Here is a 17,370-nt window from a genome sequence, read left to right on the forward strand (position 1 = left end):
TATAATTATTGGAATAATGATTTCATTGATTGTTTTTGGCGTTAGTGCCACACCTCCGCCAGTCGTGGTACCACCCCCGGTGCCATATTTAGAATGTACTTTAGGTCAGATGGTTGAGCTTGAGGCTGAATTTGATATCCCCAAATTTAAGAAATATCAAATACCGAAAGGGGAGAGGTTTAGAAAATGTTTTAAATTAGTCGGTCATTCAGATGAAGTTGGCTTGTTGGTTGTCCGTACCGCTGTAACTAATAATGATAAAATTACAGTCGAAGAAGGACCTTATAAAGGGGAGCCATCGTTGGCAATGCAGGCTGCAAGCCGTGAAGTTTTTAACTTATCTGACTCATTTAATGCAGTAAGGCCAGATCAAATCTTATATCCGGTTTTTAGTACCGAGGTATCAACAACAGAAGACCGAGAAATCATTTTTGGATATGAGTTGGCCAGTCAAGGTTCATTTGCTTTAACCGTAGGAGTTACAACAGACGATCCGATTAGGTATGTCCCAAACAAAGATGAGACATCCTCCTCTTCCACTCCAGCATCAAGTAGTAGTGCTTCAATACCAGAGTTACTCAACATTGAAGGGGAATCATCGGGCGTTAACAGCGCCCTTTTTTATGGGGCAAAGGGGAGTAATGTTGGCAATTAGCCCCGCTAACAGTTTACCCCCTGCAAACATTAATCAGGTTAAACCTATTAATGTTTCACTTATAGCATTAGAAGGACAAAAGGGAAGTTACTATTCAGATAACCCAGCCCTTCAAAAGGGGATTGATATATTTTTTCAAGGAGGGCAGGAGCAAAAGTATGCACATAAAACGGCTTTAGCATCAACAGCTTTATTAGTGGCTAATAGATATAAAAATAACAGGGAGCACTACTCATTTATGGTTGGAGCTACAGCTAAAGTTGCTGGGAGTAGCTCTGCCGCCGCTATTATAGGTACTATTGGTGGGAGTATTAATAATGATCTAGTTAACCGAGGAAGTAATTATGCCACGGTTTATTTAAAAGATTCGAATCGACATAATATTAAGGATTCTTGTAATAGAGAGCCTGTTGAAATTCCTGGTAAATGTACGGTACCAGAAAGACATATGCGATTTGAAATGCCATTTAGAAACCGAACATGGTATGAGCAGTATCCCTTTGATTATGGTGAAGGTGTTAATTTAACATTTAAAATTGATGCGTTTAGTCGTGCTGATGATTTTTGGTTAGTTGCAACAGGTGGTGATGTCTATTCACCTAGAAGGCTTTTTTCCGTTTATAACCTGCGTTATAAAATTGATAAAAAGGTTTTAAATTATAGCACTGAAGCGTCTGGTGAAATTTATATGAATGCAATGGGGAGAGTTAATAATTCTGCTCTTGAGGTAAAAGTGCTGTGTATTGCTATACCATCAGTTTGCTCATCGGATAGTCCTGAGAAGGATGGTGGTATTATTATTACCCCACCGTGAAATCCTGAAATAGAAGAAATATATTGACAGGCTACCCGCTCGAGCCTACCTATAGGGTTAGGCTCAAGTCAGCTATACTTTAGATATTAGGGGAAAGGAAAAGAAAGAATGAGGTTTTCATTCTTTCTTTATACCACAAGGTTATAATTTTACACAGAGACAAGTCACTAGAACGCCCGTTACTTTGTCTTTTTATTATTCTTTTAGAATTATCAGAACAGAGTGGTTAGTAAAAGGGAGCAAAAGCTCCCTTTTTACTTAGATGGAAAAGAATTTAATAAAAAATAGCGTGAACCTTTTCATCCGCAGCATCGTCTTTATTAAAAACAATCATGGAGAGCCTTTATCAGCATACAACAAGCGCAGATCGAACTTTGGGTATTAGAAGCTCAGGCAGGAAGCCGTGATGCATTTTCTGCCCTATGTCTGCACTTTTATCCGAGCGCGATTAGCTTCGGGGTCAAATTATGTGGACAACTGCCTATTGCAGAAGACGCTACGCATAATGCGTTGATCCGCTTATCTAAGACCATTACGCGATTAGAAGATCCAGCGGCGATAAATAGTTGGATATTTAAGCTGGTTCGCTGGCAAGTGTTAGACATCATTAAGCACGAGAGCCGGTATCAAGCGCTGCAGCCTAGCGATCTTCAGCAAGTTACGGCCATGGCTGAAGACGATAGTTTAACTCAGGCTATTGCATCTTTGCCAAAGATAGAAGGGCAGGTTATTCACCTGTTTTACCTCGAGGGCTTGAGTGCAAAAGAGATTGGTAATGTACTTGAGATCCCTACTGGAACGGTCAAATCACGCTTATTTAGGGCAAGAGAGCGCCTAAAGCAAGCATTAGTGCAAATATTAGAGCAGGAGTAAAGATATATGGATATCGACAAGAAGATCCGTCAGCAATTGATTAAAGAGTCCGAGCAGATAAACAGCCAGCTTAAAAGTGATCCTAGCCTGTTTGCCATGTTGGGAGATGCTTATAAGGGGCGTTTGGGGGGCTGGATGATATTAATGAGCATTATTGCTTTTATGCTGAGCTTGCTTATGTTGTGGTCTGGCTATCAGTTCTTTTTTGTGGTCGTCAGTCCGGTGGCGTTAATCAAGTGGGGCGTAACCTTGCTCCTTGCAAGTATGATGCAAATTGCGATTAAGATGTGGATCTATAACGAGATGAATCGCAACGCGACTGCACGGGAGATAAAGCGTTTGGAACTGGCCATCGCTAAACTTCAATCCGTAGATGATTAGTTTATTGGGCGTGAACTGAGCTATTACCATTGCATTAGGATCGGTTCACGCTTTTAGGTCTAGCGATGGGGAAGTTTAGCCAGTTATAAAAGCTCTGCCACGATCTGCTTTAGTAGAAAGGTTTCTCGCTCAATCGACATGCCCTTCTTAGGACTGTTAGCCATAGTGTGCTCGTTGTGAGCGATGGCTTGATGAATATTGATCCACACTGGGGCCATGCCGTTTTGGATCTCATGGGCTTCTAATTTGGTTTCGCCGAGTTCAGGGTGAATATCGCAAACAAAGCAAAATGATTCCATATGCACCACTTCGAAGCCATCCCTATTCCAAGGGCGAAACTCTTGGTAGCGACCAAACTCACTGACAATCTCAATATGCCGCGCCCCCGTTTCTTCCTCTAGCTCACGAATGAGGCCGCTTTGAATCTCTTCACCCTCATCGATGCCACCACCTGGAATACTGTAGTCATGGTAGCGCTCGGTATAGAGCATTAAGATCTCCTTGCCTTTGAGGATGATGCCGCGAGCAGCTTGGCGATGAAAGCTTTTAGCTGTAAGTTCATCTGTGGCAAGGTGGGCGATATCGGCATGAATGGTAGATTTTAACAGGCGCATAGGTTAGCTCGGCTCAAGTTGACTAGGAATCGCTGGGGAGAGTAAAGACGCAGGATTATATCCTAAGCCCTGATATTCGGCGATAACTTGGTCTATGGTTGTTTTTTCTTTTTGCTGCTCAGCAGTGAGCAAGCCATTTTGCTGCGTTTTTAATAAACCTTGGTCAATGTTTCGATAGTGCTTTAGGCTTTTTTGCAAGTAGTCCCTGTCAAGCTCGCGGTCCATATCCCACATGACCGAGCCCACAGAAGTGAGTGGGATCTGGCTAGTAGTCGACAGATGCAAAATCTCGTAGAAACGTTTATTTTCTTGCATCAAGTGCTCATTGACTAGACCTAAGCCCAGTTGTTGCATTGCTGTGCGCACCTTATAGATGTGGTGCACGGGGCAGAGAATAAACTCCAGTGAGTGCTGCGGGTGGCGAGCCATAATTTGCTGGACTAACTCAATAGTGAGATCGCCGCCGACCCCAGCGATAATAATGAGCTGACGCTGGGACTTTTCGGCCAAATCGAGCTTAGCAACATCGACGCAATGTACTTGCCAGAGGCTATCAGCTGACGGGACGCATAGCGATGCTATATCGAGCGAAGGTTTATCAAGCTCTCCATCAGGGAAGAATCTTTGTAGCTTCAGTTTTACCTCAAACATTAAGTTTGGCACAACATCGACAAAATGGATGTTGCGAGCCGCCTTTCGCTTTAACAGTGCAGCGCCTAATAAGCCATGATCACAGCAGCAGTCCCAAATATGATCGTAAGGAGCGTTAATTAGGGTATTTATGTGCTGCAGACGCTGGCTGATCTTCAAGGGAGTTCTCGGTGACATTGAATAAGGGCGGCTATTTTAAATGAAACGACCGGTGTCGAGTCAATAGCCGCGAGCCAAGAGGCAGTGAGAGAGTCGTTAATTGAGCGGGAACTAGAGCTAGAGCATATCTTGGTTAACAACGAGGGTGACAAGTTGAGTCGATGCTGATTGTGCTTTCTGGGCTTCTAGAGAATGAGCTAGCATAGAGTTCGCGACTTTTTCGGCCTCAATCGGGCGATACTGCTTGAGAGAGCCAATAAACAGCGGCGAGATAAGCTTAAATAGCAGTTTGCCTATATCTTCTAGTGTGCGATTTTCCTTGCGCTCACCTAGTAATAAGCTGGGTTGAAACAGCCATAATCGCCTAGACCTTTCTGGTTTCTGGCTTTGATTTAGCTGTTCAGCAAGAGCCTCTTGGGTTTCACCCTTGATACGGTTATAGAAGGCACTTGACTGACTGTTTGCCCCTAGTGCCGTAACCACATAGTTATTGCTTGCTTCACACTTAGCAATAAACTCGATACAGGCTGTTTTATCCACCGCGATAAAGGCTGCTTGGCTACCGGCTTTTTTAATCGTGGTGCCTAAGCAGCAAAAGGCATGTTCGACTGCAAAGGGGAGTACTAGGCTGGGAAGCTCACTGAGTTGACACGAGATAAAGCTGACTTGTGTACCTTGCTTATTGAGGTAGTGCGGCTGCTTTCTGCCAAGCACTAGAATATTCTCATATTGCCCTGAATCGATTAATTTCTGTAGCAGTAGTTGTCCAATAAGTCCTGTGGCACCAATGATAGCGGCGTTCATTTCCAGCCTTAGTTAAGGGGATTGATGATGTCAGTTTAGTGAGTATGCTCAAGGAAGCAAATACTATTTGTTTAGGGTTAATTAGGGCAAATAAAAAGGCCTGCATGGCAGACCTTTTTATGATGTATCTATAGGGTGAATTACTTGTACTGCGCCGTAAGTTTAGCTATTTCAATGATGGTTTCTGTCGCTTTTACCATAGACTCGACACACACATATTCGTGCTTACCGTGGAAGTTATGCCCGCCGGTGAATAGGTTTGGACAAGGTAGCCCCATATAGGATAGACGCGAGCCATCGGTTCCACCACGAATAGGCTTGATTATCGGCTCTATGTCTAAGTTTTGCATCGCTTGTTTGGCGATGTCAATAATATGCGGGTGCGGCAAGACTTGCTGCTTCATATTTAAGTAGGAGTCTTGAATCTCTATCGTTAACTGGCCAATAGGCAATTCGGCATTATATTTTTCGACCAGCTCAGTCAACCAACGTTTTCTCTTTTCAAAAAGCTCAAAGTCAAAATCGCGAATGATATAGGTCAGAGTCGCCTTTTCGGTAACGCCTTCCATACCAAGCAGATGAAAGAAACCGTCATAATCGCGGCTGTGCTCTGGAGTGTCTTTTAGTGGCATTTTTGCGTGGAATCGTGCCGCGATGGTTTGCGCATTAACCATAACGCCATATGCGGTACCTGGGTGACAGTTGTTACCCGTTGCGGTGATTACCGCGGTGGCTGCGTTAAAGTTTTCATACTCAAGCTCACCGACTTGGCCGCCGTCAATGGTGTAGGCCCATTGCGCACCAAAGCTCTCAACATCGAAATGATCAGCCCCGCGGCCAATCTCTTCATCAGGTGTGAAACAGAGTCGGATTTTGCCATGGGGGATCTCTGGATGAGTCAGTAGATAGTGCAACGCACTGATGATCTCGGCAATGCCCGCTTTATCGTCACCCCCTAATAGGCTACTGCCGTCAGTTGTGATAAGGGTTTGGCCAACATATTGCTTTAGGCTACTAAACTGTTTTGGTGACAACACCTCTTCGAGGCCCAACTGAATATCTTCACCATCATAGTTTTCAATAACTTGTGGAGATACATTCTCTCCGCTGTAGTCTGGAGCCGTGTCTAAATGAGCGATAAAGCCGATACTGGGGACGCCCTCTACATTAGCGGGGACCGTTGCAGTTAAATATCCTTTATCTGAGAGTTGTACATCCTCAAAGCCAAGGCTGACAAGCTCTTGACGTAAATGTTGAGCAAATACAAATTGGCTATGAGTGCTAGGTACATTCTGACTTTGGCCGTCAGATTGAGTGTTAAAACTGACGTAACTCAAGAATCGCTCAAGTAGCTGCTGCTTCATAATTTTAGTTTCTAAAATAGCAAAAAGTGTTCCGAGTCTAACAAGGCAAAAGTGGAAATCATTAGATATCGATCAAGTTTTTCTCAATAGATGAATAATTCGTCAGGCTAATCTTGATAGAAATATTAGTGAGCGCGGCGCTATCGTGTTGCCCATGGTTTGGTTATATTGGCAACAGATTTATTGTTTAAGAGATAAATATAAATGGATATAGGTTGGCTTCAGTTAGGCCTATTTATGCTGGTGCTCTTGGTTCCTATGGCGATAGGGCGCTATTTTCAATTGGGTCTTAGCCGTGATATGACCTGGGCGGTTGTGCGTATGACGGCGCAACTGATCTTGGTTGGCCTCTACCTGCAATACCTTTTTTTACTCGATAATCTCTGGGTAAACCTTGCTTGGCTATTGGTGATGCTATTGGTGGGTTCGAGTGCAATTATTAGTAAGGCGAAACTGCCTAAGAGATTGCTTTATATTCCTGTGTTCTCAGGCTTAGCTTTAGGAATGTTTCCAGTACTGTGGCTGATGATAGTCTATCTCTTGTCTCCTGAGCCGCTTTATACCGCGCAATACCTAATTCCGACGGCGGGGATGCTGCTAGGTAATTGCTTGAGCGGCAACATAGTTGCACTGCAGCGGCTATTTGGAGCCTTTAATGATAGAAAGCATGAGTACCAAGGCGCGTTGGCATTGGGCGCTTCACCAGCTCAGGCGAGTCTGCCATTTGTGCAGACGGCTATGCAACAATCGTTCGCGCCAATTTTGGCCTCAATGGCAACAATGGGGCTGGTTACATTACCGGGAATGATGACTGGACAGATATTAGGCGGCGTAGATCCGCTTATTGCAATCAAGTATCAGCTGGTGATCTCAGTGGCTATTTTCGTTACCTTATCGATATCGGTATCAACTACCTTAGTGCTTTGTATTCGCTCGGCAATTACTGAGTCTGGGCGTGTACGGATAAGTATTTGATTTAATCCCTAAAATAAAAATGGCTGCAGAGCAGATGCTGGCAGCCATTTTTTTATTGAAAAAGGAGAGGGTGCTTTAAAGCACTAGCTCCATATCCAGCTCAATATCGGTGCAACCTTTCTTGCAGCAGATCCCAGAAACACTGTCTTCTTGTCCTTTTACTGGCAATTTCATCTCAAGTGCTTGATTGCACACAGGGCAGAGAACAGTGTTACCTTTAAACACTCTTTTGATCAGGTTTTTCTGTTCATTAAAAGATTTTGCTGTGGTGTCATTGATCACCGAGAAATCCATTTTTGCCATAAATAATTTTTGCCTTTGAATTTGCTAATCACAATATTGATTGTGTCTCTACTCCGCAGTATATATAGGCTTTGAGCCGTAATAAAGCCCTAGACTGAGGTTTCTTAATTGAGAAGGAGGAACTCTCTGAGTATACTTAGCCACTTATTTCCCCCCTAATCAGAGTTAATTTAATCATGAGTGACAAAAAGCAAGCGAGTGGCTTAGAGACTGCCCCTGAAGAGGTGCAATTAGCCGTCGATCTGATTTTTTTGCTCGAGAGTAATCAGATAGCGCCCAACACAGCTTTGGCTGCGCTTGAAATTGTAAAAGCTGACTTAGAAGCTAAACTTAACTCATAACTTTTTACTTTAATTTCTTTTATTTATTAACAAGCTATAGCTCTTCTCGGTTGTCGGTTGATAGAGCCTAAACTAAATGCTGCCGTTCAATGGAAACTAGCATGACCATTTCTTTACTCGATCTTGTTGCCCCTTTCTGCTTTATTGCTAGCTGGGTTGGCTATACCTACTTCGCTAAACGTAAAGCAAAGAACACCAACTGTATCGCTCGCTGCCTGCATCAACATCGTATTCATTGGATGTATGAGCTACTAGGTCGAGAGGTACGAGTCAGTGATGCTGCGCTGCTGGCAAACCTTGAGCGTAATATCGCCTTTTTTGCCTCAACCACCATGCTAGTGTTAGCGGGTGTGTTAACCCTGTTTGCTCAAGTCGAGCGCTTAGAGGCTGTGATCGCAACAATCCCGTTTGCCGCCTCTCCTAACCATGCCTTGGTGCAACTTAAGCTTGGTATGTTGACTTTCATCTTCGTGATGGCGTTCTTTCAGTTCACCTGGTCGATGCGCCAATATGGCTTCTTAAATGTGATGGTGGGAGCCGCGCCTGTCGATAAGACAAGTTCTAATGAGAACCTTCGCCGTTATGCTAGACAGATGGCAGTGATTCAGGATCAGGCGACCCACTCCTATAACTACGGTTTACGTTCTTACTACTTTTCGATGGCGGCACTGTGCTGGTTTATTCATCCGCTAGCCCTGATCTCTGCGAGTATTTTCGTGGTATACACCCTATATCGCCGCGAGTTTAAGTCAAAAGCGGTTATGGCGATTACCGAGGGGCAAGATCTGTTACAACTAGAGCGTGATAAGCGGACTAAGCTTGCTCAATAGTGGCCTCGAAAATAGACTTGGCATCAATTTGGGCGTTGAGTCGAGCGGCAAGTAAGTAAATCCCCGCTAATTTTCTGTGAATGAAAATGGCGTCGGCCGGCGGGGTATGCCATTTATCGGATTGGGTGCTCATTGACATTCCCGCCGCTTTCAACCTCGTCGCTAGGCTAGACTGGCCAAAGTCATAGGCTTGTTCACTTCGAAGTGGCTCGCAAGCTTGATAGAAAATATCTAAAATGATCGCCTTTTGTTGCTCGCTAATCGCTTGTTGGAAGAAGCCTATTTTTTGGGCTGCATCTTCCATTAAGACTCTGTCATTCACCTTTGCCGCTTTCATCAGTTGTTCGTAATTATCGGATAGCGGAGTCGGAATTTCACGAGTAGCGCCAAAATCAAGTAATACAATCTTCTGCTGTGAGCTTTGGTATTGATAATTGGCAAAGTTAGCATCAGTTTGAACGAGCTTAAATTCGAATAACTCTCTAAAAAATAGCTTTAACAGTTCACTGGCAACTGTGTTGCGCACGTTTTGGCTTAAATTGGCGACTGACTCTATGCTTTGCGCTTCGATAAAATCCATCACCAGAATATCTGCAGTGCATAGTTCGTCATACGTCGCAGGCAGCACAAAGGTATTGTCATCGCCAAGAAGTTGCTTATAGCGCAGTAGCATCGCGCGTTCTGCGCGGTAATCAGCTTCTATTTGTAACTGTTTTTTTGCTTCAAGTAATAATGGCTCAAACGTAAGACCTTTTGGAATTAATTGCGAGACTCGAAGCAAGGTGGCGACGTTATCAATATCACTATCGATACTATTACGGATCCCTGGGTACTGGATCTTGACCGCCAGTTTGTTGCCATTGGCCAGAGTCGCTTGATGAACCTGACCGATTGAGGCAGCGGCAAATGGACGTAATTCAAAATGTGCAAATGGGGCCAACCAATCATCTCCCCAATTGTGCTTTAGCATGGTGACGAGCTGTTTATGGGGCATGATTTTGGCGTCAGATCTTAACCTTGCTAATAGATCACTTAACTCTTTTGGCATCAGTTCGCCAGAATCCATAGAGAGCATCTGGCCGACTTTCATCGCCGCGCCTCTCATTTGTGCCAGCTTGTCGGCAATATGGCCAATATTAGTTGGTGTTAGCATTAGCTCTTGTAGCTTAGGTGTTTGCCCCTGAGTAAATCTTTTTGCCCCTTCGACAGCTATGTTTCCAGCTAAGCGTGAGGCCAAGCCTCCTAACGAGCTGAGCCGTGACAGGCGACTACTGGGAACGCTAGCGGTTTGGGACTTTTTCATCTACAGACCTTAGTTCTAAGTTGGCAATTGAGCCAAGTGAAAATACAAGGTTATATCAATACATTATTGAACGATACATAGATGCAATACGTGATATAGCGGGTATGGATCATTGGCCTGACTTTAAACAAGAAGCAAGCTGCGAGAGACCATGTTATCAATGGCTTTCTCTGTGTCTGTGAATCGTATAGTATTGCCGACTATTTTTCAGCGCACTTAGGATCAAGATTTTGCACAGCATCGAGCAGTTAGCGTTAGGGCAGTTACAGGGAATTAAACGATTACAGCTTGCTGAGGGTTTAACGCAGTTTCCACAAGAAATTTTCTCTCTGGCTAATAGCTTAGAAGTGCTGGATCTATCAGATAACAAACTGAGTGAGTTACCGGATAATTTAAGTGACTTGCACCAATTAAAAATCCTGTTTCTAACCAATAACTGTTTTGAATCTGTTCCGTTAGTACTGGCACAGTGCCCTAAGCTTGAAATGATCAGTTTCAAGTCGAACAACTTAAAGCATCTTCCTGAAAATGCTCTACCGGTTAATACCCGCTGGCTTATTTTAACGGATAACAATCTTGTCTCTTTGCCAGAAGATATGGGTAGGTTACTTCGATTGCAGAAATTGGCGCTGGCGGGTAACAAGCTCACTTGTTTACCTGAGAGTATGGCTAAGTGTCGTAATCTAGAACTCGCTCGCTTATCAGCAAATGGCTTTAAGTCATTGCCAGATTGGTTATTTCAATTACCTCGCCTAAGCTGGTTAGCCGTTGATGGCTGTCCGCTCACTCCACAGCAGGACTTGGCTGAAAAAGCGCGTAAAGATGTTGGCTCAATGCCTTGTGTTAGCCTAGACGATATCGAGCTAAAAGAGGTGATTGGTCAAGGCGCATCGGGTGTGATTTACCGTGCCAAATGGCTTAATCAACCTCTTGAGTTGATGGCGACACCTGCCGATATCGCGGTAAAAATATTTAAGGGGGAGGTTACCAGTGACGGTTATCCAAAAGATGAATTGGCTAACTGTTTGCAGGCGGGGCAACATAGCAATCTGATAAAGGTCATCGCTCAGCTCAAGCAGGCTGGTGAATCTGGTCTTGTTATGGAGCTTATCCCAAGCCATTACCAAAATTTAGGCCTGCCGCCCTCAATGGATACTTGTACCCGAGATACCTTCTCGGATGAGTCTCAGTTTGAGTTGCAAACGATATTACTTACCCTGAAACAGATGGCGTCGGGTCTGACTCATCTGCACCAAAATCAAATCAGTCATGGTGATATTTACGCCCACAACACCATGTACTCTGCCAATGCAGAGATCCTGTTTGGCGACTTTGGTGCCGCGACAAATTTACGCCAACTGCCGTTATTGCAAAGAGAGGCGATGGAGGCAATAGAAGTCCGCGCCTTGGGCTGCTTAATCGAGGATTTGCTCGAACATTGTCTGCAGCGTCCAACGGATGCAGAACAAACGGTACTTGCCGAATTGTTGCAGTTAAAACTGGCCTGTTTACAGCCGAATTTGGGATTCCGTCCACGCTTTAAAGAAGTGGATGCACAGTTACTGAAATTGCTTAAACTGCTAGAGATTGAAATTTGCCAAAATGCAGAGCCGTTAAACATGTAAACGCCGTCAATTGACCAATGCACCCACTAAGAGAAGTGACCCAGAGAAAATCTGATAACTTTGAAAGATAAGAGTGGACCACAGAGGACACGAAGAGCACGAAGAAAGCCACCCCGAGCTTTTTCTACTTTGTGCCCTATGTGTAGCAAACGAAGTGAGCGCTTCGTGGTTAATAGTTTTAAAGCAAGGAACCCAGTTTGTACTGGGTTCTTAGTTTTTTGAACTGTTTGATAGATTTACTTCCTCTTAGGTTAGTCCTTCCTCGGTTTGTATTGATGACTACTACGAGGCTTACTGGCTCGTGGCGATGAGTGGCGAGTTGCTTGGTTTCTCGCTGTCTGTTGTGGCTTAGTGCTATGGCGAGATGGGCTTTGATGCCTGTTATAACTTTTATTCGCTTTGACTTGTTGGCTCTTTGGCGCCGAGTATTGTGGTTGCTTATTGGGCCTAGTGTTATTCGGCCGTGTTTTTTGAGCAAAGTGCTGCTGATGGCTTGGCGATACTTTGTTGCTTTGACCACTGTGCTTATTATGTGGTCTTGCATTTGTTTTAAAGTTTGGCTTTGAACTTGTGTTTAACTTGCTGCGCATTTGCTGCTCACGTTTGTGCGTGATCTGCGCATGGCTGTTAATGCGCTCATGGCTGTTCATCTTGTGATTAACATGTTTGTGCTCGTTGTGGCGCAGCGCTTTGCTCTGGGCGCGGCTTGGGTGATGACTGTTATACTTGTGGCGTAGCGCATTATTGCTGTAAGCCACCCCGCGTCTATGTTGCGGTTTATGTGCCCAGCGTTTTGCACCATGACTGGTTACGATACGGCCGCGATGACGATATTTATGTGAGTTATGGTGATGCACAACTACCACATGACGCTTATGCCAATGGAACGCACTGAAGTAATAGTTAAAGCTGATGTGCACACCTGCTCGCCAGTAAAAATGGCCATAGCTAGGTCTTACGTAACCCGGATAAACAGCCCAATAGATTGGCGGATAGTTATACCAGCGCCAATAACCATACACGGTTCTTGGGTCGTAATAGGGCACATAGATAATCTCTTTTCTCACTGGCTCGATAATGATCTGATTATTCACCCGAGTGACCTGCATATTGTCCATCTGTGCAAGACTATTAGCATTATCAGCTTCTTGTCTCAGGGTTTGAATACTTGTCAGTACTTGGGCTTCATCCTGCAAAAAAGCATCACCGAGAGACTGGGTCCAGTTGAGGTCGTCACTAAGCTTTTGCAGCACATTAGGAAAGGCGATAAGTGCCACAACGCTCGGGTCCCAGCCTTTATCTTCAGCCTTATCAATCTGCTTTTGCGTTGATAAGTGTTGTTTACTTTGTTGCCATCGGTGAGCCTGCACCACTTCAAGGGGATAAGTAGCCGCAATGAGAATATGGGTGAGCAAACTATCGGGATAGAGCGCGATAGGCGCAAGCATCTGCGCCAGTTGGCCTTCGCTGTACTGGCTTGTATCAAATGTAGCGTCTTTTTGCTCGTAACCCTGTGCATTGACAGAGGTGGTGGCAATCATCAACGGCATTGCGATGACAAGTGTGATGACCAATGAGCAACAGTATTTTTTGAGTCTGTTCATGTGAACTCCTGACCTTTGTATACGTTAACATCAGTATAAAAAAGCCAAGATGAACATAAGCTGAAAGTTCAAAACTGTTGGGTTAGCGCTGTTAGATTAGGTTTTGAATCGCAGTTCGAACTTAGCACCGCCGAGGATTTTCGAGCGACTCACGAGCAGTTGTCCTTGATAACTGTCGACCAAGTCACGCACAATCGCGAGCCCAATACCGTGGCCTTGTTGATAAGAGTCTGCACGAATGCCACGTTCAAATATTTGTGAGTGCAGTGCCTCGTCGATCCCTTTGCCATCATCTTCAATAGCAATAACTAAGCTTGAGTCGATAGACTTAACCGTTAATAACACCCGGCTCGCTGCGGCCTTACAGGCGTTATCCATTAGGTTACCGAGGATCTCGCTTAAGTCTGCCGCATCGCCTTTAAAGACGGTACTCCGGTCGACATCTTCAGTGATCGTTATCGCGGGTTGGCAGTAAATTTTAGGTAGGTTACGCACCAGTTTGTCTGACACTTCCACCACCTCGACACCTAAGTGCCAAGCTGAACCCGCCGCCGATTGCGCCCTTTTGAGCTGGTGGCCAATGATGCGATTGATATGAGATATCTGCTCAAATGATTGTTTGCTTAAGTCTTTCTGACTTTGAATGACCGCCAGCGGTGTTTTTAGGCTATGGGCTAAGTCTGAGAGCGCATTACGGTAACGCTTACGTTGGTTTTGCTCGGTATTGAGTAAGGTATTGAGCTGCTTGGCCACGGAACTCAGCTCGGCGGGGTAGTTTTCTGCTAAGTGATCGGTTTTACCGTTTTCAATCGCTGCTAGCTCGCGCTGTAAACGAGTGAGGGGCTTAAGTGTCCACCACAGCCACAAGAGCTGAATCGAAAGTAGGGCGACCATCAAGATCAATAACCAGCGCCAAAGTTGCTGATTAAACTCATTCACTTGGAGCTGATAGTCACTCTGATCTTTAATGATATAAACCGTGATAGGAAAACGGGTGATCTGTTCATCCCCTTGCTCATCGACTTGCTGGGTTTCGAAGCTAGCACTAAAGCCATAAACTAAATGAGGTTCGCCGTTAAGAATTATCTCACTGAATTGACCCTGGCCTTTTTCGGGTTGTGGAAATGCCGGGGCGGTATGAACCGCCGTGGTTACCGCAGAAGAGAGGTCGATTCCAAGCAATGAATTGGAGCGCCATGCGACCTTTGTTCCGGCTGTGACTTGCTGCTCGGCGATAAGCGGAGCGGTTGCCGCTTTTGTGGTTTCAGCTTCTACAAACTTTGCATCAAAACTTGAGTGCTGTTTAGCTTCATTTGTCGATTCTGAAGTAGATGATGTGAGTGCTTGATGTTGGCGTTCAGGGACGGTGATTAAGGCATAAAGCCCTGACTGAATGACGTTAAACTGATTTTCTAATAATGCCTCGGGCATAAATAGTTGCTGATTGTCGACCTCGGTAACAGCCAAGATGGAGTAGACGTAAGCTTTAAGCTCTTTGACCGAGGCACTCTTGACCTGCAATTTAAAGGCGTCGTTGAGGGTTATACCTACGATGGGGATTAAGACTAAGATCAGCAGCATGGCGCTGACGATAAGGCGCGCCTTTAAAGAGTGCATTAGTGTCGGCAAGCGCTTAAGGCTAATCATTGGCTTATTTTTTAGCGCCGTCATCGAGTGACACAAGACGATAGCCTTGCCCCCTAAGGGTTTCGATAAGGCCAAGCTGATTATCGGGGTCGAGCTTTTTGCGTAAGCGCCTGATAAACACCTCAATGACGTTAGAATCTAAATCAAAATCTTGATCGTAGATATGCTCAGTTAAAACCGTTTTTGATTTCACCTCACCGATATGCAGCATAAAGTACTCAAATAACTTGTATTCAGAACCACTCAAGGTGATGGTTTCACCGGACTTAGTGATCTCTAAACTGCTGGTGTTTAGGCTAAAAGGCCCATTGGTGATAATCGGGCTGGCTTTACCCGCCGAGCGCCGGATAAGGGCTTTTAGGCGGGCAACGAGTTCTTCAGGATGAAATGGTTTGGTGAGGTAATCATCGGCGCCCGCATCTAAGCCTTCGACCTTATCTTGCCAGCTATCTCGGGCGGTCAAAATGAGAATAGGAAAGTCGATATCTAGGCTTCTAAGCTCTTTGATGAGGGCGATGCCATCAAGCTTAGGTAGGCCGACATCGATAATTGCGGCATCGTAATTGTATTCGCGCCCTTGGAATAGGCCTATCTCGCCATCATCTGCGGTGTCTACGGTATAATTAGCCTCGATAAGGTGTTGTTTAAGATTCGATTGCAGCTCTAAATCATCTTCAACTAATAACAATCTCATGGTCTGGGTCCTTGTTGTTCGGCTCGATAATAAGTCGTTGCAAGCAATAGCCTAGAGCTAGTTGCGAGAAACACGGCCTGTTTTGGCATCGACATTGACATAAAAAACCACACCGTCATTGGATAGTAGCTTTACGCTATAACCGGGGTTGCCATTAACGCGGCTAGACTGCACCTTCAGCACCTTGCCGCGATACTGGCGTTTCGCCAGTTGTACGGCCTGCTCTTTGCTGCGAACCTTTAGTTTCTGCTGCTGGTTATTATTGGCCTTCATAGAGACCGACATCATAGATGTAACGGCATGCACACTACTCGCCGCAGCAGGCTGTGCAGCTAATAGTGAGAGCGAGAACAATATGATAGATAAAGCAGTTTTCATTAAAGGTACCAAAGGGTTGAGATACAGCCAGTTTAAAAGATCCTATTCGATTAGTCATTAGCTTGCCGGTGTCAAGTTCAGACATAGATATACATAAGACTAGATGAACGCTGGCTGAATATAGTGACCTTGGTTGTAGGTTGTTTATGGACAGAGTTAAGTTAGTCCAACGAGGCTAAAGCTAACTAGGAGATTGAGATAGGTATGGTAATCAAATAAAGTTTACATAGCTCCATATATCTAGGCTGTGAACTCTATCCGTGTGCTTCGATACTATCCCTTGGAACTTGAGAACGCTCCTCCATACCATAGTCTCGAATAACACCCGCAACCCTCAATCGGTAGCTTTCGAAAACACTGTTTCGACCTTTAGATTGAGCAAGTCTGTGCCCTTCTAGACAACGCCACTCTTTAATCGCCTCTTCATCGCGCCAAAATGACAGGGAAAGAACTTTGCCCTCGTTAGTCAGGCTTTGGAAGCGCTCTATTGAAATGAAGCCCTCAATTCCCGCCAGAAGTGGTCTGATTTCGTTTGCAATATCAAGGTATTCCGTAGTTTTCCCTTCCGCGACTTGAACTTCAAAAATTACAGCAATCATAGCTCACCAAATGATTAAAAAATTCCAGTTATTTTAACTCGTTGAGTATTCATTGATATGACAAGCAACAAGAAAATATGACTCTGTTTGCTTTATTTAGCATGATTTCGCCTAACAATTTATTTCTCCGCCGTTGTTATCATTTCAGCAGTTAGGCGTCCTTTGGGGGACGCCTTTTTATTCTGTCGAATCCTTGGGGAACATTTTGCAGCACCTTATTCGCAGCGGCACATTCCACAAATTTTATGGCCATCTAGATCCAAGAAATAGCACAGATGCATTTTGCCTGTAGAATTATCACGTAAGCCTGGAGAGGCCTCAATGCTAGTCGCGCCGTTTGCTATGGCAACAGAATGGAACTCTTTTACTTGCTCTGGTGAGTCACAAACAAATCCAATAGTTGAGCCATTAGCTGCGCGCGCGGGTTCACCATTTATAGGCTCAGTAACGCAAAACACTGACCCATTACGTACATAGAACAATCGTTTCTGACCAGTGTCATTTACATTATGTGCTGGCTCGTTGATGCCTAGCACAGCTAATACAGAGTTATAAAAACGTTCTGAACTTTTAATATCATCGGTTCCAATCATAATATGGCTAAACATCTCGATATCCTTATTAATAAGTCAATGATTATTCACTTATTGAGAGTTAATTGATGAAAGTTGCGTAAAGGCATAGGAGCTTAACGCCCTGCTAATAAGTGAACCAAGTGCTGGCGGGCGATTTGCTCAGCAAATGGCATGACAGTCT

20 protein-coding genes are annotated in these 17,370 nt (G+C 44.6%); 8 read left to right on the top strand and 12 right to left on the bottom strand.

Translation table 11 applies throughout. The annotated features are described in order from the left end of the window. The 4 genes from K5Q92_RS21625 to K5Q92_RS21640 all read left to right on the top strand — a co-directional run. Positions 1 to 655 (top strand): hypothetical protein (locus K5Q92_RS21625; protein WP_220770938.1); only part of this gene is annotated, 655 nt, incomplete at its 5' end. Continuing rightward, complete coding sequence (locus tag K5Q92_RS21630) at positions 642 to 1,469, top strand: hypothetical protein (protein ID WP_220770939.1); 828 nt, start codon at positions 642 to 644, stop codon at positions 1,467 to 1,469. The genes K5Q92_RS21625 and K5Q92_RS21630, both read left to right, overlap by 14 nt. Positions 1,470 to 1,835: 366 nt before the next feature. Next, positions 1,836 to 2,342, top strand: a complete 507-nt coding sequence (locus K5Q92_RS21635) for an RNA polymerase sigma factor (protein WP_259649667.1) — start codon at positions 1,836 to 1,838, stop codon at positions 2,340 to 2,342. 6 nt (positions 2,343 to 2,348) lie between these two features. Beyond that, entirely contained in the window at positions 2,349 to 2,723 is a 375-nt protein-coding gene (locus K5Q92_RS21640; protein ID WP_220770940.1) for a DUF6768 family protein, read from the top strand. 83 nt (positions 2,724 to 2,806) lie between these two features. Here the strand turns inward: K5Q92_RS21640 and K5Q92_RS21645 are convergent, their stop codons facing one another. The 4 genes from K5Q92_RS21645 to pepT all read right to left on the bottom strand — a co-directional run bounded on the left by K5Q92_RS21645 (position 2,807) and on the right by pepT (position 6,315). Continuing rightward, positions 2,807 to 3,337, bottom strand: a complete 531-nt coding sequence (locus K5Q92_RS21645) for an NUDIX hydrolase (protein ID WP_220741633.1) — start codon at positions 3,335 to 3,337, stop codon at positions 2,807 to 2,809. A 3-nt stretch (positions 3,338 to 3,340) separates the two neighbouring features. Beyond that, on the bottom strand, positions 3,341 to 4,165 hold the full coding sequence (locus K5Q92_RS21650) for a tRNA (adenine(22)-N(1))-methyltransferase TrmK (protein ID WP_220770941.1): 825 nt from the start codon (positions 4,163 to 4,165) through the stop codon (positions 3,341 to 3,343). Between the two features lie 99 nt (positions 4,166 to 4,264). After that, complete coding sequence (locus K5Q92_RS21655; RefSeq protein ID WP_220770942.1) at positions 4,265 to 4,951, bottom strand: nucleoside-diphosphate sugar epimerase; 687 nt, start codon at positions 4,949 to 4,951, stop codon at positions 4,265 to 4,267. A 140-nt stretch (positions 4,952 to 5,091) separates the two neighbouring features. Continuing rightward, on the bottom strand, positions 5,092 to 6,315 hold the full coding sequence (gene pepT, locus K5Q92_RS21660) for a peptidase T (protein ID WP_220770943.1): 1,224 nt from the start codon (positions 6,313 to 6,315) through the stop codon (positions 5,092 to 5,094). Between the two features lie 204 nt (positions 6,316 to 6,519). Here pepT and K5Q92_RS21665 point away from each other — a divergent pair, with 204 nt between their 5' ends. Then, on the top strand, positions 6,520 to 7,290 hold the full coding sequence (locus tag K5Q92_RS21665; RefSeq protein WP_220770944.1) for an ABC transporter permease: 771 nt from the start codon (positions 6,520 to 6,522) through the stop codon (positions 7,288 to 7,290). Between the two features lie 75 nt (positions 7,291 to 7,365). Here the strand turns inward: K5Q92_RS21665 and K5Q92_RS21670 are convergent, their stop codons facing one another. Next, entirely contained in the window at positions 7,366 to 7,593 is a 228-nt protein-coding gene (locus K5Q92_RS21670; RefSeq protein ID WP_202721754.1) for a hypothetical protein, read from the bottom strand. Between the two features lie 176 nt (positions 7,594 to 7,769). On the opposite strand from K5Q92_RS21670, the gene rsmS reads away from it, so the two are divergent. Both rsmS and K5Q92_RS21680 read left to right on the top strand, forming a co-directional pair. Continuing rightward, positions 7,770 to 7,934, top strand: coding sequence for a pleiotropic regulatory protein RsmS (gene rsmS / locus K5Q92_RS21675; RefSeq protein WP_220770945.1), 165 nt, complete (start codon positions 7,770 to 7,772; stop codon positions 7,932 to 7,934). Between the two features lie 101 nt (positions 7,935 to 8,035). After that, on the top strand, positions 8,036 to 8,764 hold the full coding sequence (locus K5Q92_RS21680; RefSeq protein WP_220770946.1) for a DUF599 domain-containing protein: 729 nt from the start codon (positions 8,036 to 8,038) through the stop codon (positions 8,762 to 8,764). On the opposite strand, the gene K5Q92_RS21685 is transcribed toward K5Q92_RS21680, so the two are convergent. Next, complete coding sequence (locus tag K5Q92_RS21685) at positions 8,748 to 10,067, bottom strand: AarF/ABC1/UbiB kinase family protein (RefSeq protein ID WP_220770947.1); 1,320 nt, start codon at positions 10,065 to 10,067, stop codon at positions 8,748 to 8,750. The two genes, K5Q92_RS21680 and K5Q92_RS21685, sit on opposite strands and share 17 nt — an antisense overlap. 230 nt (positions 10,068 to 10,297) lie before the next feature. Here K5Q92_RS21685 and K5Q92_RS21690 point away from each other — a divergent pair, with 230 nt between their 5' ends. Further along, positions 10,298 to 11,692, top strand: coding sequence for a leucine-rich repeat-containing protein kinase family protein (locus K5Q92_RS21690; RefSeq protein WP_220770948.1), 1,395 nt, complete (start codon positions 10,298 to 10,300; stop codon positions 11,690 to 11,692). A gap of 251 nt (positions 11,693 to 11,943) precedes the next feature. Here the strand turns inward: K5Q92_RS21690 and K5Q92_RS21695 are convergent, their stop codons facing one another. The 6 genes from K5Q92_RS21695 to K5Q92_RS21720 form a co-directional block, all read right to left on the bottom strand. Continuing rightward, on the bottom strand, positions 11,944 to 13,296 hold the full coding sequence (locus K5Q92_RS21695; RefSeq protein WP_220770949.1) for a DUF3300 domain-containing protein: 1,353 nt from the start codon (positions 13,294 to 13,296) through the stop codon (positions 11,944 to 11,946). 96 nt (positions 13,297 to 13,392) lie between these two features. Beyond that, positions 13,393 to 14,943: an ATP-binding protein gene (locus K5Q92_RS21700; protein WP_259649666.1), complete on the bottom strand. Its 1,551-nt coding sequence runs from the start codon at positions 14,941 to 14,943 to the stop codon at positions 13,393 to 13,395. Positions 14,944 to 14,947: 4 nt separating this feature from the next. Further along, positions 14,948 to 15,637 carry a response regulator transcription factor gene (locus K5Q92_RS21705; protein WP_220770951.1) on the bottom strand — a complete coding sequence of 230 codons (690 nt, stop codon included), beginning with the start codon at positions 15,635 to 15,637 and terminating at the stop codon, positions 14,948 to 14,950. 57 nt (positions 15,638 to 15,694) lie between these two features. Beyond that, complete coding sequence (locus tag K5Q92_RS21710) at positions 15,695 to 16,015, bottom strand: PepSY domain-containing protein (RefSeq protein WP_220770952.1); 321 nt, start codon at positions 16,013 to 16,015, stop codon at positions 15,695 to 15,697. A gap of 254 nt (positions 16,016 to 16,269) precedes the next feature. Continuing rightward, the gene (locus K5Q92_RS21715) at positions 16,270 to 16,614 is read right to left on the bottom strand and encodes an antibiotic biosynthesis monooxygenase (protein WP_220770953.1); all 345 of its coding nucleotides are present in this window, start codon (positions 16,612 to 16,614) and stop codon (positions 16,270 to 16,272) included. Between the two features lie 215 nt (positions 16,615 to 16,829). Then, on the bottom strand, positions 16,830 to 17,222 hold the full coding sequence (locus tag K5Q92_RS21720) for a VOC family protein (RefSeq protein WP_220770954.1): 393 nt from the start codon (positions 17,220 to 17,222) through the stop codon (positions 16,830 to 16,832). Between the last annotated feature and the right edge of the window lie 148 nt (positions 17,223 to 17,370).

The organism is Shewanella sp. MBTL60-007 (assembly GCF_019654915.1).
GTDB lineage: Bacteria > Pseudomonadota > Gammaproteobacteria > Enterobacterales > Shewanellaceae > Shewanella.

Bases quoted from the DNA above. Each gene is read 5' to 3' on its own strand.
- K5Q92_RS21630 (WP_220770939.1), top strand. From the start codon at position 642: ATGTTGGCAATTAGCCCCGCTAACAGTTTACCCCCTGCAAACATTAAT.
- rsmS (WP_220770945.1), top strand. From the start codon at position 7,770: ATGAGTGACAAAAAGCAAGCGAGTGGCTTAGAGACTGCCCCTGAAGAG.
- K5Q92_RS21715 (WP_220770953.1), bottom strand. From the start codon at position 16,614: ATGATTGCTGTAATTTTTGAAGTTCAAGTCGCGGAAGGGAAAACTACG.
- K5Q92_RS21680 (WP_220770946.1), top strand. From the start codon at position 8,036: ATGACCATTTCTTTACTCGATCTTGTTGCCCCTTTCTGCTTTATTGCT.
- K5Q92_RS21655 (WP_220770942.1), bottom strand. From the start codon at position 4,951: ATGAACGCCGCTATCATTGGTGCCACAGGACTTATTGGACAACTACTG.
- K5Q92_RS21720 (WP_220770954.1), bottom strand. From the start codon at position 17,222: ATGTTTAGCCATATTATGATTGGAACCGATGATATTAAAAGTTCAGAA.
- K5Q92_RS21670 (WP_202721754.1), bottom strand. From the start codon at position 7,593: ATGGCAAAAATGGATTTCTCGGTGATCAATGACACCACAGCAAAATCT.
- pepT (WP_220770943.1), bottom strand. From the start codon at position 6,315: ATGAAGCAGCAGCTACTTGAGCGATTCTTGAGTTACGTCAGTTTTAAC.
- K5Q92_RS21665 (WP_220770944.1), top strand. From the start codon at position 6,520: ATGGATATAGGTTGGCTTCAGTTAGGCCTATTTATGCTGGTGCTCTTG.
- K5Q92_RS21645 (WP_220741633.1), bottom strand. From the start codon at position 3,337: ATGCGCCTGTTAAAATCTACCATTCATGCCGATATCGCCCACCTTGCC.
- K5Q92_RS21700 (WP_259649666.1), bottom strand. From the start codon at position 14,943: ATGATTAGCCTTAAGCGCTTGCCGACACTAATGCACTCTTTAAAGGCG.
- K5Q92_RS21710 (WP_220770952.1), bottom strand. From the start codon at position 16,015: ATGAAAACTGCTTTATCTATCATATTGTTCTCGCTCTCACTATTAGCT.
- K5Q92_RS21650 (WP_220770941.1), bottom strand. From the start codon at position 4,165: ATGTCACCGAGAACTCCCTTGAAGATCAGCCAGCGTCTGCAGCACATA.
- K5Q92_RS21705 (WP_220770951.1), bottom strand. From the start codon at position 15,637: ATGAGATTGTTATTAGTTGAAGATGATTTAGAGCTGCAATCGAATCTT.
- K5Q92_RS21685 (WP_220770947.1), bottom strand. From the start codon at position 10,067: ATGAAAAAGTCCCAAACCGCTAGCGTTCCCAGTAGTCGCCTGTCACGG.
- K5Q92_RS21640 (WP_220770940.1), top strand. From the start codon at position 2,349: ATGGATATCGACAAGAAGATCCGTCAGCAATTGATTAAAGAGTCCGAG.
- K5Q92_RS21695 (WP_220770949.1), bottom strand. From the start codon at position 13,296: ATGAACAGACTCAAAAAATACTGTTGCTCATTGGTCATCACACTTGTC.